The organism is Mesorhizobium sp. YM1C-6-2 (assembly GCF_003666685.1).
GTDB lineage: Bacteria > Pseudomonadota > Alphaproteobacteria > Rhizobiales > Rhizobiaceae > Mesorhizobium_K.
Genome location: NZ_RCIZ01000004.1, coordinates 271,705 through 288,639 on the forward strand (window position 1 = coordinate 271,705; position 16,935 = coordinate 288,639).

Below are 16,935 nucleotides of genomic sequence, written 5' to 3' on the forward strand. Positions count from 1 at the left end.
CAAAGCATTGAGAAATCTAACGGAATGGGAGGAAGTTAGGCCCGCCAGCAGCAATCGACCTCTAAGCGCTTGGCACCGCGGCGCCACGAGCGCGCCGACACCCCTGAAAACTAGACCTCGGCGAGGTCCCCGAGCGCTTCGATCAGCGGCTGGATCTTGTTTTCGTACCTTTTCCAGCGCTTGACCGAAGAGGCATAGATCGGCTGGCGCACCTGCCAGCGGCTCGGCGTGGTGACCGAGCGCTCTGTTTCGTGGAAGTTCAGGCATGCCTCGTCCCAGGGCAGGCCGAGGAAATCGATCAACCGACGTGATTCTGCCTCCTGGTCCGCGATCATGGCCTCGTAGCGGCATTCGTGGATGCGGCCCGGCAGCAGCGCGTACCAGTGACGCATCAGGCGTGCATACTCCCGGTAGTAGAGCCCGAGCGTGCGCAGGTCCGTGTTGTAGCCGTGCCTTTCGTTGAAGGTATTGAAAAAGCAGGAAATGCAGTTGTCGATCGGGTCCCGCGTGCAATGAATGATCTTCGCGTTCGGAAAGAGAAGCGCGATCATTCCTATCGACTGGAAGTTGTGCGGCATCTTGTCGATGATTCGGGCCGATGAAGGGGCCATTCGCTGAACGAAACCGAGATAATTCTCCGCCAGCGAGCGAGTTTCCTCCGCAGTCAAGGCTTGCGGTGATTTCTGTATGGAGCCGTTCGGTTCATGTGTGTAACCGGCCGATCGGACCACCGATCCCAGCTTGGTGAGTTCGCCGGCGCCGTGCACCGCAGGATGGCTTGCACAGATCTGCTCGATCAGGGTCGTTCCCGAGCGAGGCATGCCCACGATGAAGACCGGAACCGCGGTGGGATTGCCGAATCCCGTTTTCGACTTCAGCAACTGCGGCGTAAAGGCAGCAATCAGCGTATCGATTCGACGGCGGTAGGCTTCGATATCGAAGCCGTGGCCGGCTGCAAGCTTGCTGGCCTGGAACTGATCGACCGCCTCTTCGTGGCGTCCCATATCGTTGAAAATCTTGCCCGCCGCGTGGTGAAGTGCGATCCGGTCCGCCCGATCGAGGTTGGATTCCTTGAGCTTCGCGAAGATCGCGCCAAGTTCCACGGGTTCGCTTGAGAACTTCTGCGTGTCTGCCAGCGACCGGTAGGAGGCGGCGACGCGATACCCTCGCACGATGCTCTCTCTCAGGACGTCGGCGGCATCATCCATGCGCCCGAGCGCGATAAGCGCCGTCGCGTGATCGTAACGCAGCGCCGTGTGGTTTGGCTGAAGCTTTGTCGCTCTTTCGAAAAGCGGCAGGGCGAGTTCCGCCTCACCGGCTGCGGTATAGGATTTTCCAAGCGCGCCCAGAGCTGCGACCAGGTCGGGCTTGCGGGCCAGCACCTGTCGAAAATGTTTGATTGCGTCCGGGTGTTCGCCAGCCTCGCCGTATGCAGTTGCCAGAACCAGATGGGCTTCGGTCGAGTTCGGCTGCAGCGCGACGACCTTCTTGAAGAAGCTCACGGCAAGGCCGAAATCCTGGACGCGGCGCGCAAGCGCTCCGGCAAGCATCAGCGCCGGGACGTTGTGGGGATCGCGCGTCAGTATAGCGACGGACAGCTTCTCCGCCTGGGCGACCTCGCCCCTGTCGTAGTGCTCTTTTGCCCTTCGCAGCGCCTCTTCTACGCCATTTTTGGCCGCCGGCGGCCGCATTTGGGGCTGGCGCACGGGTTTCAGATGCTTGGCGAAGGAGGTCGGCAATCTGCTCATGCAGGAATGGCTACCAACAATAAGGAAGGGAATCCAGCAGCAGCGCGGGGTGCTGGCGGAGAGGATGGGATTCGAACCCACGAGAAGCTTCCACCTCTACGCCCTTAGCAGGGGCGCGCCTTCGACCACTCGGCCACCTCTCCGTCGCCGCGCTGGATAAAGAAAAGCACTCCCACAATCAACAGCCATCCCCGCCGCCATCGAAAAAACTATGGAGCCGCCTGCAAGCCTCGATTCGCCGGCGCCCTGGCGAAACAGCAGGCGAATCGCCTTGCGCTGCGGTTTCAACCCCTTCGCTGGCCCCAATGGTTAATCGAAGCTTTCCGGGCCCGGCCAAATCGTGTCATTTGTGCAACATCGCGTCCGGATAGCGGACCGACGACGGCAAACGGGGCTAGATCGTGGTTGAATGACGGCGCTCCATCGGTAATGTCGGCGATGAAGAAGCAGCGCGAGGCGCCTCTTTTTCGCAATTGGGGATGGGGCAGGGAACGCTGTCCTTCAGCAAAAATACCCAGACCCGTTTTTTAACTTTTGACTGGAGGTCAGAAAATGAACATCAAGGGCCTGCTTCTCGGCTCCGCTGCGGCTCTCGTCGCAGTGTCCGGTGCGCGCGCCGCCGACGCGGTGGTGATCGCCGAACCGGAACCGATGGAATACGTGCGCGTCTGCGACACGTACGGCGTCGGCTTCTACTACATCCCCGGCACCGAGACCTGCCTCAAGGTCTCCGGCTACATGCGCTACGACATCGGCATCGGCGCCTCCGGCTTCCAGGACGTCCTCGATAAGGAAGACTTCGTGGACGGCGAGGCTTCGTTCAACGACACCTACTACAAGCGTGCTCGTTTCGCGCTTCGCGTTGACAGCCGTGCGGAGACCGAACTCGGCACCCTGCGCACCTACGCCCAGATCAACTTCCAGTACGACGTTGAAACGGCGGACATTTTCGATGACGAAGATGTCTTCATCGGCAGCAGCACCTTCACCCAGGATGAGGTCGCCATCGAGCACGCCTATATCGAGCTCGGCGGTTTCCGCATCGGTAAGACCGACTCGCTGTTCTCGACCTTCACCGGCTACTCGTCGGGCGTCTCGAACGACGGTCTCGTTCCCTACGGTCCGTTCGGAACCCACCAGATCGCCTACACCTTCAACGGCGGCAACGGCTTCACCGCTGCAGTCGCTCTCGAAGAAGGCGGCGACGGCGAGGGTGCCTATGACCTCACCAGCTATGCGCTGGACGACTATGTCCCGCACGTGGTTGGCGGCGTCGGCTGGACCGGCGGTTGGGGCGGCATCTCGGTCGTCGGCGGCTACGACTCCGTCTACGGCGAAGGCGCTATCAAGGGCCGCGTCGACTTCAACGCTTCCGACGCTCTGTCGCTCTTCGTGATGGGCGCTTGGGCCAGCAACGACGATTCGACCCTGGCCGATGCGCAGAACTACTACGCTCCTTGGGGCGGCGAGTGGGCCGTCTGGGTTGGCGGCGCCTGGCAGTTCAACGAGAAGACCACGCTCAACTTCGAAGTTGGCTATGACGACCTCGAGAACTTCTCGACCGCCGTCAACGTCGACTACGAGCTGGTCAACAACTTCCACATCATTCCGGAAATCGTCTACGTCGACAACTTCGACACCGATCCGGATGACAACTGGGGCGGCTTCCTCCGCCTGCAGGCGAACTTCGGCGGCTGATAATCGGCTGACGAGCTAGTCAAGGCGGCCCGCGCTCGAAAGAGCGCGGGCCGTTTTCGTTTTCGAGCTGGAATAAAAGAGGGCTGAGGCCTGCCAACGTAACGTGAGCCTGCGGAGAAAGCTCAGGCGCCAGCTTCTGCCCGGTCGAAGAAAGCGGCGATCGTCTGCGGCAGGTCGCCCGTCTCGAGCATCGGCGGATGGCCCTGGCCCTCGACCGTGACGGTCTGGCAGTCGGGATGCCTGCGGGCCATTTCGGCGAGCGTCGCCGCCGACAGGAGCTTCGAGTTGGCGCCGCGGATGACGAGCATCGGAAAACCGCGCAGCGCCTCGAACAGGTGCCAGATGACGGGGATCGGCTTGTCGAGATCGAATGTCTTGACGACCTTCAGCAGGGCCGGATCGAAATCGGCGACCGGCTGTCCCTTGTGGTCGCGGTAGATCGCGGCGGCAAAACGCTGCCAGTCCGCCTCGTTCAGGGCGGGAAACGCCGAGCCGTGGGCGGCGCGCTGGATGGCGGCGGCCTCCGCCATGTCGCGGGGCCGCGGCGAGCGCTCCAGATAGGAGCGGATCTGCGCCAGCCCTTCGCCCTCGATCACCGGGCCGATATCGTTGAGCACGACGGATTTCATCACGGTCGGGCGCATCGAGCCCAGTGCGTGGATGATCATTCCGCCGCGCGAGGTGCCGATGAAATGAGCCCTTTCGATGCCGGCGGCGATCAGCCCGGCGTCGACGTCCGCCGCCTCGATCCTGACGTCGTAGTTTCGCCAGTTGCGGTCATAGGCCGACTGGCCGCGCCCGCGATAATCGAAGACGATCACCTGACGCGGCCGTTCCTCGCGGCGCGAGAGATGGAGAGCCAGCTCGTGGAAATCACGGGCATTGCGAGACAGTCCGGGAAGGCAGGCGACCGGCGTGGTGTCGGCGCGTTCGGTGCCGTAGATGCGGGCATGAAGCTTCAGCCCGTCCGGCGCGGAATAGAAAAAATCCGAAAAGCCCTGCTCGGTGGTCATCGATGATTCCGTTCGGGAAGGTGTGGTCTTTCAGCAGATACCACCGGTTGCGGCCGCGTCAAAGGAACGATCGGGCCCGCTTCGGGCGAGGATGAAGGGGAGGTGGGGGAGCGCGAGTCGTCGGACCCGGTCCGTCAGTATTCGGCGGCGGTACGCTGGCGTCCCTTCACCAGGTCGCCTTCGATGTCAAAACTTCCCGAAAGACGCATCTTGTAGACTTGGTAGTTTTCCATCACGCGCTGCACATAGGCGCGCGTCTCGGTGAAGGGGATCCTCTCGATCCAGTCGACCACCGTGTCGATGTCCTTGCCGCGCGGATCGCCGTATCGCTTGATCCAGTCGCGGGCGCGGCCGGGACCGGCATTGTAGCCGACGAAGGTCAAAACGTAGGAGCCGTCGAATCGGCCGAGCTGCTCGCTGAGGAAGGCGGCGCCGAGCGTCGCGTTGTAGCCAGCGTCGGTCGTCAGCCGCTCCTGCGAGAAGGTCATGCCCGCCTTCCTGGCTACTGACTTCGCGGTTCCCGGCAGGAGCTGCAGCAGCCCGCGCGCCCCGGCATGGGAGACGGCGGCGGCGTTGAACTCGCTCTCCTGGCGGGCGATGGCATAGGCAAGCGCCTTGCCCGAACCTGAAATGTCGGCGTCGGCCGGGATCGCCCCGACCGGGTGCGACAGGGCGCCGATGTCGAGGCCGCGCCCGGCGGCGATCTTGCCGATCTTCAGCGCCAGCGTGTGATCCTCGCGCCTTTCGGCCATGTCGGCCAGCAGCGCCAGCTCGCCGGGCTTGGCAAGATCCCCGGCAAGCTCGCGATAGAGCATGTCCGCGAGCTTCTGATAGCCGCAGCGTTCGAGGCGGCGGATAGCCTTGACGGTCTCGCGTCGCCGGAAGCTTTCGCGGTCGGCTGCGGTCGGCTCGGGATAGGCGACGTTCAGCGTCTTGCCGCCGATTCGGTCGGCGGCAAGCTGGCCATAGAAGGCGGTGCCGTAGACTGCGGCCTTTTCGTAGAAGGTCCTGGCGTCGCCAGGTGCGCCGGCTTCGGCGGCGCGACCGAGCCAGTAATAGGCGCGCGCGAGCGAGATCGGCCCTTCGGCGATCTCCGCGATGCGGGCGAAATGCTTTGCCGCGGCCTTGGCGTCGCTCAGCCCGCGCAGCGCATACCAGCCCGCGTGGAACTCGGCGTCGGCGGCCTCGACCGGGCTTTCGGCGGCGTGCGCGGCGGCGATTCGGTAGGCGAGCTTCATGTCGCCATGGTCGACGAGCTCGCGCGACAGCACGCGGCGCTCGGTCCACCATGCGTCGGGATCGACCAGCGCCTCGCGATTCGTCGGCGCCTTCAGCATGATCGCTGCGGCCTCGGCGAACTTGTTCTTCCTGCGGAGATAGCGGGCTTCCGCGAAATAATAGCCGGCCGAACGCATGTCGGCCGGCACGGCCTTGAGCAGCGCAGGCGCTTCCTTTGCCCCGCGGATGACGGCCGTCCACGCCTTGGCGAGCGGCTCGGCGCCTGCGAGCTCGGCGACGCGGTCGGCCGAATTGACGCGCTCCGCATAGAGCATGCCTTCCATGCGGGCGCGGTGGTCCTCCGGCAGGAGGATGGCGCCGAATTCCTTGATGATGCGCTGCTCTTCCGGCGCTTCCAGCTTTGCCGTGCGCCAGAAGGGCGCCAATACGGCGCGCGCGTCCTTGACCTGCCCGAGCGAGGCATGCGCGCGGGCGAGCAGGACAATGCCGTCGAGCGTCTGCGGCCTGCTGTCGCCGAAAACGCTTACGACCCGCTTGGCGTCGGGGTTCTCGCGGTAGAAGGCACGCTCGCTGTTCCGCCGCAGCCGTTTCATGCCGGGCCAGTTGGGCAGCGTGAGCGCCGCGCTGGCGATATCGATGCTCGACACATCCCTGCCGCCGTCGAAGGCGATCGCCCAGGTGAGGATGTGGCGGTCGATGCTCGCCTCCGGCAAGCGGTCGCGGATACGGCGCGCCTTGCCTATGTCCATCGCCTCGATCGCGTCCAGCCCGGCCTTCAGGAGGGCGATCTCGCCGGCTGCGGCGACAGCTCCCGCGTCGGGCATCACAAACGCGAAAGTCGCATCCTTTTCGGCGCCGACGGCAGCGGCCGGCGCCAGCGCCAGCGAGGCGGCGATGAGAGCGAAGCGGCTATCGCGCCTGCGGCGCAGCTTGCTGATCATGTCCTGTCCTTACACGAAATGGACCGGAACGGGTAGGGACAGTCTGGCTGGGGGTGGTGAAGCATAAGTAAAGGATATGTTATCTTTGTGGGTAGCGGCGGGGTAGCCAGACCCGGAAATGACATTGCGCCACCGGTCGGCCGGCTATGGCGCCAAGCTTCGCTTTCGGCTAGAAGCCGCGCGGGAGTTGAGAAAAAACCGATAATACTCTGGAGTATCGCATCATGCTGAGAGGCTCTCTCACTGCGCTCGTGACGCCGTTCGACAAGGACGGGCGTTTCGACGAGAAAGCCTTTCGCGCGTTCATCGACTGGCAGATCGCCGAAGGCACAAAGGGCCTGGTTCCCGTCGGCACGACCGGCGAATCACCGACGCTGTCGCATGACGAGCATCGCCTTGTCGTGAAGACCTGTGTCGAAGCGGCGAAGGGCAGGGTGCCCGTGGTCGCCGGGGCCGGTTCCAACAACACCGAAGAGGCGATCGGCCTGGTGAAGTTCGCCGAGCAGGCGGGCGCCGACGCGGCACTGGTCGTCACGCCTTACTATAACAAGCCGACGCAGCGTGGCCTCTATGCGCATTTCGCTGCCGTCGCAAAGGCGACGACGCTGCCGATCATCATCTACAACATCCCGCCGCGTTCGGTGATCGACATGATGCCGGAGACCATGGGCAGGCTGGCGCATGACTTCAAGAACATCGCCGGCGTCAAGGACGCGACCGGCAAGGTGGAGCGCGTGTCCGAGCAGCGGATGACCTGCGGCAAGGACTTCATCCAGCTTTCCGGCGAGGACGCCAGCGCGCTGGGTTTCAATGCCCATGGCGGCATCGGCTGCATCTCGGTGACGTCGAATGTCGCACCCAGGCTCTGCGCCGAATTCCAGACGGCGACGCTGGACAACGACAAGGAGAAGTCGCTCGAACTGCAGGACCGGCTGATGCCGCTGCACAAGGCGATCTTCATCGAGCCGGGGCTGGCCGGCGCGAAATATGCGCTGTCGCGGCTCGGGAGGGTCGAGAACGTCGTGCGCTCGCCATTGACCACTGTCGAAGAAGGCACGGCGGCCAAGATCGATGCGGCGATGAAGTTTGCCGGCTTGATCAACTGAGTCCATCAACCGACTTGATCAAAGGCCGGGAGGGTCTTACCTGTCCCGGCCATGAACCAGGTCCGGAAATCCGATCCCAACAGCAAGGTCGCCGCGGAAAACCGCAAGGCGCGCTTCTCCTATGAGGTGATCGACACCTACGAGGCCGGGCTGGCGCTGACCGGCACGGAGGTGAAATCACTACGTGGCGGGCACGCAAACATCGCCGAATCCTACGCCTCGATGGAAGGCGGTGAGCTGTGGCTGATCAATTCCTATCTTCCGGAATATCTGCAGGCCAATCGCTTCAACCATGAGCCGCGCCGGCGCCGCAAGCTGCTCATGAAGAAGAAGGAGATGGCCAAGCTCTCGCAGGCCGTCGAACGGCAGGGCATGACGATGGTGCCGTTGAAGATCTACTTCAACGATCGCGGCCGGGCCAAGCTTCTGCTGGCGCTGGCGCGCGGCAAGAACGTCGCCGACAAGCGCCAGACGGAAAAGGATCGCGACTGGGCGCGCGAGAAGGGGCGGCTGCTCAAGGAACGAGGTTGACCTCGCACGCCGCCGGCGCGTGCCGTAAAATCGTTACGCCCAGGCGGCAGGCTAAATTCCGTCGTGATAGGCACCGACAAACGCACCATGCGACGCTATCTGTTCGGCCTGCTGGTCCTTGTTGTCCTCGGTTGTGCCGCTCTCGCCGTCGGCTACAGATATTTCATGAGCTTTTCGCCGGACCGGGCCGTTTACCCCATTCGCGGCATCGACGTTTCCAACCATCAGGGCGTGATCGACTGGCGGCGCGTCGCGGCCGATGACGTTTCCTTCGCCGTAGTCAAGGCGACCGAGGGCGGTGACTGGGTCGACAAGTCGTTCCTCCGGAACATCGCAGGGGCGAAGGAAGTTGGCCTCGCGGTCGGCGCCTATCATTTCTTCACCTTCTGTCGGCCGGCGATCGAACAGGCGCAGAATTTCATCGCGACGGTGCCGCGCGATCGGTCCTGGCTTCCGCCTGTCGTGGACATCGAGTTCCACGGCAATTGTCCGCGACGACCGACGCCCGAGGAACTGGGCGCGGAACTCACCGCGTTCCTGGAGCCGGTGGAGGCTTACTTCGGCAAACAGGCGATCTTCTACCTGATCGGCGAAGCCGAAGATCTCTATGGCGCGACCGTGCCTGACCGGCTGCGCTGGGTGCGGTCGCTATCCCGTCATCCGGGACACGAGGACTGGGTGTACTGGCAGTATGACAACAAGGGACGGGTCGACGGCATAGAGGGCGACGTCGATCTCAATGTGCTCCAGGGCGGGCAGTCCCGGCTGGCCGAGCTGACGCAGCAGGCTGTCGGATTCTAGTTCTGCAGGAAATCCGCTATCTCACTGAAAACGCGGACGAACATCTCCTCCGTCAGCACGCCCGTATTGGTATTGTAGCGCGAGCAGTGGTAGCTGGAGAACAACGCAACGGTTTCGGCATCGTAGCGTGCGCCGTGCTTGAACGGCATGGCCGCCACGCGCTGGCCGAACGCCCTGACGGTCGACTGGTGGGCGATGGCGCCGAGCGCCAGCACGGCGCGCAGATTGGGCAGCCCGATGAGCGCCGGGGTCAGGAACTGGCGGCAGGTGGTGATCTCGGCCGGCGTCGGCTTGTTCTCCGGCGGCACGCATCGCACGGCGTTGATGATCGCCGTCCCGACCAGTTCCAGCCCGTCGTCCGGACGCGCCAGGAACTGGCCGCGCGCCAGGCCGAAACGGATGAGCGTCGAGTAGAGCAGGTCGCCGGCGTAGTCGCCGGTGAAAGGCCGGCCGGTCCGGTTGGCGCCGCGCAGGCCGGGCGCCAGTCCGACGATCAGCAGCCGCACGCCCTCGGGGCCGTCGGGCGGCATAAAGGCGGGCACCGGCGCGTTGAACCAGCCTGGTTCCCGCTCGCGCCAGAGGTCGCGAAAGTCCTTGAGGCGCGGGCAGAGAGCGCAGTCGCGCGGCGGCTCGGCTAAAATCATGTCAGGCGATCAGATGTCGTCGTGGTCGACGTCGACGACGGGCTCGGGCCGGCGCGCCGGCCGCTCGCTCGGTTCGCGGCCGAGCTCGCCCTTCAGCGACATCAGGTCGATGAAATTGTCGGCCTGGCGGCGCAGGTCGTCGGAGATCATCGGCGGCTGCGAGGCCATGGTGGAGACGATGCTGACCTTGCGGCCCCGGCGCTGCAGCGCCTCGACCAGCGTGCGGAAGTCGCCGTCGCCCGAGAAGATGACGTAGTGGTCGACATATTCGGCGAGTTCGAGCGCGTCGACCGTCAGCTCGATATCCATGTTGCCCTTGATCTTCCGTCGGCCCGTCGAGTCGGTGAATTCCTTGGCCGGCTTGGTGACGACCTTGAAGCCGTTGTAGTCGAGCCAGTCGATCAGCGGCCGGATCGACGAATACTCCTGATCTTCCACGAGCGCCGTGTAATAATAAGCCCGCACCAGATAGCCGCGTTTCTGGAAACTCGACAGTAGCTTGCGGTAGTCGATGTCGAAGCCGAGTGCGCGTGACGTAGCATAGAGGTTCGCGCCGTCGATGAAGAGCGCGATCTTCTCGCGGGGATCAAACATGCCCGAGACCCTTCTTGAAATATGCAGTAGACCAAAAACGTTCTTGATATGCGTCCGGTATCCGGGAAAATTCGAATCCGGATATCTGGTTCCCAAACTATCGGCGTAAATCCGCCATTTCCAAGCAATTTGGCCGCTTCACAAGAAAAAGTGATCCGCCGTGTAGTTGAATCCGATGGCCGGCCGGGACCCGGTGGCCGACGCGGGACTGCGCTTCCTGCTTGTAATCCTTGGCCGTTCGCGTTATGGACCGCGCCTGTTTTCCGATACATCCAGGACTATGAAAGGGGCACATGAATGGCCCGCGTAACCGTTGAAGACTGCATTGACAAGGTCGACAACCGCTTCGAGCTGGTGCTTCTGGCCGGCCACCGCGCCCGGCAGATCAGCCAGGGCGCGCAGATCACCATCCCGCGCGACAACGACAAGAACCCGGTCGTGGCGCTGCGCGAGATTGCCGACGAGACGCTGTCGCCCGACGACCTGAAGGAAGACCTCATCCATTCGCTGCAGAAGCATGTCGAGGTGGACGAGCCGGAAAGCGACGGCCAGGAACTGACCGATCAGTCCGGCGCCACCGTCTCGGCAGACGCCGACGAGCCGGAAGAGAACATCGCTTTCGACCGCATGAGCGAGGAAGAGCTGCTCGCCGGCATCGAAGGGCTCGTGCCGCCGGAAAAGAGCGACGATTTCTGAGGCTTGGAGTACTGCCGCCACTTTCGTGGCGGCAGTTTCGTAGCTATCTATGACATGCGCCGTAAACCTTTGCGGCGCATGATCTATTTCTGGTCCAGCCTACGGAACTTCGCCCATGATGCGTCAGTATGAGCTTGTCGAGCGCGTCCAGCGCTACAAGCCTGACGTGAACGAGGCCATGCTCAACCGGGCGTATGTCTACGCCATGCAGAAGCATGGCCACCAGAAGCGCGCCTCCGGAGACCCGTATTTCTCGCATCCGCTGGAAGTCGCCGCCATCCTCACCGACATGCATCTCGACGAGTCGACCATCGCGGTGGCGCTGCTGCACGACACGATCGAGGACACGACGGCGACGCGCGCCGAGATCGACGAGCTGTTCGGCCCCGACATCGGCAAGCTGGTCGAAGGCCTGACCAAGCTGAAGAAGCTCGACCTCGTGTCGAAGAAGGCGGAGCAGGCGGAGAACCTGCGCAAGCTGCTGCTCGCCATCTCCGAGGATGTGCGCGTGCTGCTGGTGAAGCTCGCCGACCGCCTGCACAACATGCGCACCCTCGACCATGTGCCGGAGAACAAGCGCCTGCGCATCGCCGAGGAGACGATGGAAATCTACGCGCCGCTGGCCGGGCGCATGGGCATGCAGGGCATGCGCGAGGAGCTCGAGGAACTCGGCTTCCGCTATATCAATCCCGAGGCCTACCATACGGTGACCGAAAGGCTCGCCGGCGTCTTCGCGCGCAACAAGGGCGTGGTCGGCGAGATCGAGCGCTCGCTCGGCGCGATGTTCGAGAAGCACGGCATCAAGGCCGAGGTGACGAGCCGCCAGAAGAAGCCGTGGTCGGTCTTCCGCAAGATGGAGGCGAAGGCGCTCTCCTTCGAGCAGCTCTCCGACATCTTCGGCTTCCGCGTCATGGTCGACACCGTCGACGACTGCTACCGCGCGCTCGGCGCCATCCATACGACCTGGTCGATGGTTCCGGGGCGCTTCAAGGACTATATCTCGACCCCCAAGCAGAACGACTACCGCTCCATCCACACGACCATCGTCGGCCCGTCGCGCCAGCGCATCGAGCTGCAGATCCGCACCTGGGAGATGAACAACGTCGCGGAGTACGGCGTCGCCGCCCATGCCCTCTATAAGGACAAGATCGGCAAGCCGAACGGCGGCGGCGGGCATGTGATCTCCAACGAGACCAACGCCTATGCCTGGCTGCGGCATACGATCGAGCAGCTGGCGGAAGGCGACAATCCCGAGGACTTCCTCGAGAACACGCGGCTGGAGCTGTTCCAGGACCAGGTGTTCTGCTTCACGCCGAAGGGCATGCTGATCGCCCTGCCGCGCGGCGCGATCCCGATCGACTTCGCCTATGCCGTCCACACCGACGTCGGCGATTCCTGCGTCGGCGCCAAGATCAACGGCCGCATCATGCCACTGATGACGGAGCTCAAGAACGGCGACGAGGTCGAGATCATCCGCTCCAAGGCGCAGGTGCCGCCGGCCGCCTGGGAATCGATGGTGGTCACCGGCAAGGCGCGCGCGGCCATCCGCCGCGCCACCAAGAACGCCATCCGCAAGCAGTTTTCGGGGCTCGGCGTCCGCATCCTGGAGCGCGCCTTCGAGCGGGCAGGCAAGACCTTCAGCAAGGACGGCCTCAAGTCGGTCCTGCACCGGCTGGCGCGCAAGGACGTCGAGGACGTGCTGGCCGCGGTCGGCCGCGGCGAACTGGCGTCGAACGACGTGCTGCGCGCCGTGTTTCCCGATTTCAAGGACGAGCGCGTCACCCAGCCGCAGCAGCCCAAGCCGCAGCGCGAGGAAGGCTGGTTCAACCTGCGCAACGCCGCTGGCATGCTTTTCCAACTGCCGACGCGCGCGCGCCGCAACAAGGACAAGGCGGGGCAGGAGACGAAGGACGGCGGCGCAGTGCCGATCCGGGGCGTCAGCGGCGACCTGCCGGTGCGCTTCGCCGAGGAGGGCGCGGTGCCCGGCGACCGTATCGTCGGCATCGTCCAGCCGGGCTCCGGCATCACCATCTATCCGATCCAGTCGCCGTCGCTGCAGGCCTTCGACGACCAGCCGGAGCGCTGGATCGACGTGCGCTGGGACATAGACGAGACCAACAAGGAGAGATTTCCGGCACGGGTTTCCGTCACCGCCATCAATGCGCCCGGATCGTTGGCAGATATCGCCCAGGTCATCGCGGTCAACGACGCGAACATCCATACGCTGTCGATGATCCGCACCGCGCCGGACTTCACCGAAATGCTGATCGACCTCGAAGTCTGGGATCTGAAGCATCTGAACCGGCTGCTGACGCAGCTCAAGGAAAACTCGAGCGTCAGCGATGCACGGCGCGTGAACGGCTGAACAGGGCGGCTAATGGATACCAATGAAGTGATCGGCGTTTTCCGCGAGGCGGGAGCGGTGCTGGAAGGGCACTTCATCCTGACGTCGGGGCTGCGCAGCCCCGTCTTCCTGCAGAAGGCGCGCGTCTTCATGCATGCCGACAAGACCGAGCGTCTCTGCAAGGCGCTGGCGGCGAAAATCCGCACCGAGGTGCCTGGCCGCATCGACTATGTCGTCGGGCCGGCGGTCGGCGGCCTGATCCCCGCCTATGAGACGTCGCGCCATCTCGGCGTGCCGGCGGTCTGGGTCGAGCGCGAGGGCGGCGTGTTCAAGCTCAGGCGCTTCGAGATCGAGAAAGGCGCCCGCGTCGTCATCGTCGAGGACATCGTCACGACCGGGCTTTCGATACGCGAGACGATAGACTGCCTGCGCGAACTCGGCGCGGAAGTGCTGGCGGCTGCCTGCATCATCGACCGTTCGGCCGGCAAGACCGATGTCGGCGTGCCGCTGGTCGCGCTCGCCGAATATGAGGTGCCGGCCTATCCGGCGGACCGGCTGCCGCCGGAACTGGCGAAGATCCCGGCGGTGAAGCCGGGCAGCCGGAACATCTAGCGGCGGTTTCATGATCCTCGGCATCGGCAGCGATCTGATCGACATCCGCCGCATCGAGAAATCGCTGGAGCGGCACGGCGAGCGTTTCGTCGCGCGCATCTTCACGGAGGTCGAGAAGGCGAGGGCGGAGAACCGGGCAGGCCGCGTGGCCTCCTACGCCAAGCGTTTCGCCGCCAAGGAAGCCTGCTCCAAGGCGCTGGGCAGCGGCATTTCGGAAGGCGTGTTCTGGCGTGACATGGGCGTGGTCAACCTGCCGAGCGGCAGGCCGACCATGCACCTGACTGGCGGCGCCGCCGAAAAGCTGGAACGGCTGACGCCGCCCGATCACCGCGCCGTGATCCATCTCACCATCACCGACGAGTTCCCGATGGCGCAGGCATTCGTCATCATCGAAGCGGTGCCGTACCGATAGGCTGCAAAGGCCTTTGCCGCTATCGGCATTGTGATTGCCCCATATCGCTTCACCCCTTATACCCATCGACGCATAATCGAGGACGACATGAGCGTGGCAGACAAAAGCGAGAAAAAATCGGGCGGGCTCGGCGAGACCGTCAGTGTCATCGTCCAGGCGCTGCTGCTTGCTCTGGTCATCCGCACGTTGTTCTTCCAGCCGTTTTCGATTCCGTCGGGCTCGATGCGTCCGACCCTGCTCGAAGGCGATTATCTCTTCGTGACGAAATGGGCATACGGCTATTCGCGCTATTCGCTGCCGTTCGGCCCGAACCTCTTCTCCGGCCGCATTTGGGATTCCCCGCCCGAGCGCGGGGACGTCGCCGTCTTCAAGTTTCCGCCCAACCCGTCGCTCGACTACATCAAGCGGGTGATCGGCCTGCCCGGCGACCGCATCCAGATGCGGGAAGGCGTGCTCTACATCAACGACCAGGCGGTGCCGCGCGTGAAGGTCGGCGAGATCGACAATCCCGACATCACCGAGGTCGACCGCCCGGTGGCGGTCTACCGCGAGACGCTGCCCAACGGCGTCTCCTACGACACGCTCGACCTGACCCCGAACGGGCTGGGCGACAACACGCGCGAATTCGTGGTGCCGGCCGGCCATTATTTCATGATGGGCGACAACCGCGACAATTCGACCGACAGCCGCTTCACCGTCGGCTTCGTGCCGGAGGAGAATCTCGTCGGCCGCGCCAACATCATCTTCTTCTCGATCGCCGGTGGGGCGAGCCCGCTGGAGGTCTGGAAGTGGCCGTCGCTGATGCGTCCGTCGCGGCTGTTCAACTGGGTGAGCTAGGGGCATGCTTCCATGCCCTTGAAGCGGCCGACAGGAGAAGCGCTGGCCAGGGAGATCGCGGCAAGGACCGGATACGCCTTCAAGGATCTGCGCCTGCTCGAAACCGCGCTCACGCATTCCAGCGCGGTCAAGGCAACCAGCAACAATGAGCGCCTTGAATTCCTCGGCGACCGGGTGCTCGGCCTGATCGTCGCCGACATGTTGCTGAAGCAGTTTCCGGAAGCGCGGGAAGGCGACATCGCGCCGCGCTTCAACGCGCTGGTCGAAGCACGCACCTGCTCGAATATCGGTCTCGAGATTGAACTGGACAAATATATGCGCGCCGATTCCGCGCTGAAGTCTGGCGGGCGCAGGGCCGGCGGAAACTACCTCGCCGACGCGGTTGAGGCGCTTGTCGCCGCGATCTATGTGGACGGCGGGATCGATGCCGCCCGCGCCTTCGTGCTGCGCTTCTGGGAGCCGCTGGCGCGCCTCGCGATAGAGAAGCCTGCCAATCCCAAGGGCGAGCTGCAGGAGTGGATCGCCAAGTCGAGCGAGGCGCGGCCTGCCTATGCCATCGAGGGGCGTGAAGGCCCCGACCACCAGCCCGTCTTCACGGTCTCGGTGCGGGTGGCCGGGTTCGAACCGGCGCAGGGAACGGGCAGCTCGCGGCGCGCCGCCGAAGAAGCCGCGGCCGCGGCCTTTCTCGTGCGAGAGGGCGTATGGACGGCCGAAAGGGGCGCCGCATGATGGCTGACGAAGCTTCAAAGACCGACACCGGCTCCACCCAGGCCGGTCCCACCCACTCCGGATTTGTCGCGCTGATCGGCGCGCCCAACGCCGGCAAGTCGACGCTGGTCAACCAGCTCGTCGGCGCCAAGGTGTCGATCGTCACCCACAAGGTGCAGACGACGCGCGCCATCGTGCGCGGCATCGCCACGCATGAGAACGCCCAGATCGTCTTCGTCGACACGCCGGGCATCTTCAAGCCGCGGCGCAGGCTGGACACGGCCATGGTGACGACCGCCTGGGGCGGCGCCAAGGACGCCGACATCGTGCTTGTGCTGATCGACGCGGAGCGCGGCATCAAGGGCGATGCGGACGCGCTGCTCGACAAGGTGGCGACCGCGCCGCAGCCGAAGGTGCTGATCCTCAACAAGGTCGACCGGGTGAAGCCGGAGACGCTGCTGACGCTCACCAAGGAAGCTAACGAGCGGGCGGAGTTCCAGCGCACCTTCATGGTTTCGGCGCTGACCGGCTCGGGCTGCAAGGACCTGCTCGACTACCTTGCAGAGACGCTGCCCGAGGGTCCCTGGTATTATCCGGAGGACCAGATCTCCGACCTGCCGATGCGCCAGCTCGCCGCCGAGATCACCCGCGAGAAGCTTTATCTGCGCCTGCATCAGGAACTGCCTTACTCCTCCCATGTCGAGACGGAGAAATGGGAAGAGAAGAAGGACGGCTCGGTACGCATCGAGCAGGTCATCTATGTCGAGCGCGACAGCCAGAAGAAGATCGTGCTCGGCCACAAGGGCGAGACGATCCGCGCCATCGGCCAGGCGGCGCGCAAGGAGATCGGCGACATCCTCGAACAGAAGGTGCATCTCTTCCTGTTCGTGAAGGTGCGTGAGAACTGGGGCGATGACCCCGAGCGCTATCGCGAGATGGGGCTGGATTTCCCTCGATAGCAAGTTGGGCTTCCGAAGGGGCCCGGCGGCTCGAGCACCAGACAATACAGGC

The 16,935-nt window shown here is 64.0% G+C and carries 16 protein-coding genes and 1 tRNA gene; 11 read left to right on the forward strand and 6 right to left on the reverse strand.

Annotated features, from left to right (window positions below; translation table 11 throughout):
* Window positions 1-110 precede the first annotated feature (110 nt).
* The gene (locus tag D8676_RS13125; RefSeq protein WP_245426787.1) at window positions 111-1,829 is read right to left on the reverse strand and encodes a sulfotransferase; all 1,719 of its coding nucleotides are present in this window, start codon (window positions 1,827-1,829) and stop codon (window positions 111-113) included.
* Window positions 1,802-1,891, reverse strand: a tRNA-Ser gene (locus tag D8676_RS13130). The genes D8676_RS13125 and D8676_RS13130 overlap by 28 nt, the downstream gene beginning before the upstream one ends.
* A 409-nt stretch (window positions 1,892-2,300) precedes the next feature.
* Between D8676_RS13130 and D8676_RS13135 the strand changes: the two genes are divergently transcribed.
* Window positions 2,301-3,446, forward strand: a complete 1,146-nt coding sequence (locus tag D8676_RS13135) for a porin (protein ID WP_121581337.1) — start codon at window positions 2,301-2,303, stop codon at window positions 3,444-3,446.
* Window positions 3,447-3,568: 122 nt separating this feature from the next.
* Here the strand turns inward: D8676_RS13135 and D8676_RS13140 are convergent, their stop codons facing one another.
* Window positions 3,569-4,459: an alpha/beta hydrolase gene (locus D8676_RS13140; protein WP_121581338.1), complete on the reverse strand. Its 891-nt coding sequence runs from the start codon at window positions 4,457-4,459 to the stop codon at window positions 3,569-3,571.
* Between the two features lie 134 nt (window positions 4,460-4,593).
* Complete coding sequence (locus D8676_RS13145) at window positions 4,594-6,639, reverse strand: lytic transglycosylase domain-containing protein (RefSeq protein WP_121581339.1); 2,046 nt, start codon at window positions 6,637-6,639, stop codon at window positions 4,594-4,596.
* Window positions 6,640-6,863: 224 nt separating this feature from the next.
* On the opposite strand from D8676_RS13145, the gene dapA reads away from it, so the two are divergent.
* The 3 genes from dapA to D8676_RS13160 all read left to right on the forward strand — a co-directional run bounded on the left by dapA (window position 6,864) and on the right by D8676_RS13160 (window position 9,077).
* Window positions 6,864-7,745: a 4-hydroxy-tetrahydrodipicolinate synthase gene (gene dapA, locus D8676_RS13150; RefSeq protein WP_121581340.1), complete on the forward strand. Its 882-nt coding sequence runs from the start codon at window positions 6,864-6,866 to the stop codon at window positions 7,743-7,745.
* A 51-nt stretch (window positions 7,746-7,796) separates the two neighbouring features.
* Entirely contained in the window at window positions 7,797-8,276 is a 480-nt protein-coding gene (smpB, locus tag D8676_RS13155) for an SsrA-binding protein SmpB (RefSeq protein WP_121581341.1), read from the forward strand.
* An 87-nt stretch (window positions 8,277-8,363) separates the two neighbouring features.
* On the forward strand, window positions 8,364-9,077 hold the full coding sequence (locus D8676_RS13160) for a GH25 family lysozyme (RefSeq protein WP_121581620.1): 714 nt from the start codon (window positions 8,364-8,366) through the stop codon (window positions 9,075-9,077).
* On the opposite strand, the gene D8676_RS13165 is transcribed toward D8676_RS13160, so the two are convergent.
* Window positions 9,074-9,721, reverse strand: a complete 648-nt coding sequence (locus D8676_RS13165; protein WP_121581342.1) for a uracil-DNA glycosylase — start codon at window positions 9,719-9,721, stop codon at window positions 9,074-9,076. The two genes, D8676_RS13160 and D8676_RS13165, sit on opposite strands and share 4 nt — an antisense overlap.
* Before the next feature lie 9 nt (window positions 9,722-9,730).
* Window positions 9,731-10,315, reverse strand: a complete 585-nt coding sequence (locus D8676_RS13170) for an NYN domain-containing protein (protein ID WP_121581343.1) — start codon at window positions 10,313-10,315, stop codon at window positions 9,731-9,733.
* Window positions 10,316-10,612: 297 nt separating this feature from the next.
* On the opposite strand from D8676_RS13170, the gene rpoZ reads away from it, so the two are divergent.
* From rpoZ to era, 7 genes are all read left to right on the forward strand, one after another.
* Entirely contained in the window at window positions 10,613-11,011 is a 399-nt protein-coding gene (gene rpoZ, locus D8676_RS13175; protein WP_121581344.1) for a DNA-directed RNA polymerase subunit omega, read from the forward strand.
* 115 nt (window positions 11,012-11,126) lie between these two features.
* A complete protein-coding gene (locus D8676_RS13180) occupies window positions 11,127-13,376 on the forward strand; it encodes a bifunctional (p)ppGpp synthetase/guanosine-3',5'-bis(diphosphate) 3'-pyrophosphohydrolase (RefSeq protein ID WP_121581345.1) in 2,250 nt (749 codons plus the stop codon).
* A gap of 12 nt (window positions 13,377-13,388) precedes the next feature.
* Complete coding sequence (gene pyrE, locus D8676_RS13185; protein ID WP_121581346.1) at window positions 13,389-13,967, forward strand: orotate phosphoribosyltransferase; 579 nt, start codon at window positions 13,389-13,391, stop codon at window positions 13,965-13,967.
* A 10-nt stretch (window positions 13,968-13,977) separates the two neighbouring features.
* A complete protein-coding gene (gene acpS, locus D8676_RS13190; protein WP_121581347.1) occupies window positions 13,978-14,379 on the forward strand; it encodes a holo-ACP synthase in 402 nt (133 codons plus the stop codon).
* Window positions 14,380-14,466: 87 nt separating this feature from the next.
* On the forward strand, window positions 14,467-15,216 hold the full coding sequence (lepB, locus tag D8676_RS13195; protein ID WP_121581348.1) for a signal peptidase I: 750 nt from the start codon (window positions 14,467-14,469) through the stop codon (window positions 15,214-15,216).
* Between the two features lie 12 nt (window positions 15,217-15,228).
* On the forward strand, window positions 15,229-15,945 hold the full coding sequence (gene rnc / locus D8676_RS13200) for a ribonuclease III (RefSeq protein ID WP_121581349.1): 717 nt from the start codon (window positions 15,229-15,231) through the stop codon (window positions 15,943-15,945).
* On the forward strand, window positions 15,945-16,883 hold the full coding sequence (era, locus tag D8676_RS13205) for a GTPase Era (RefSeq protein ID WP_121581622.1): 939 nt from the start codon (window positions 15,945-15,947) through the stop codon (window positions 16,881-16,883). Before rnc ends, era begins: the two co-directional genes overlap by 1 nt.
* Window positions 16,884-16,935 lie beyond the last annotated feature (52 nt).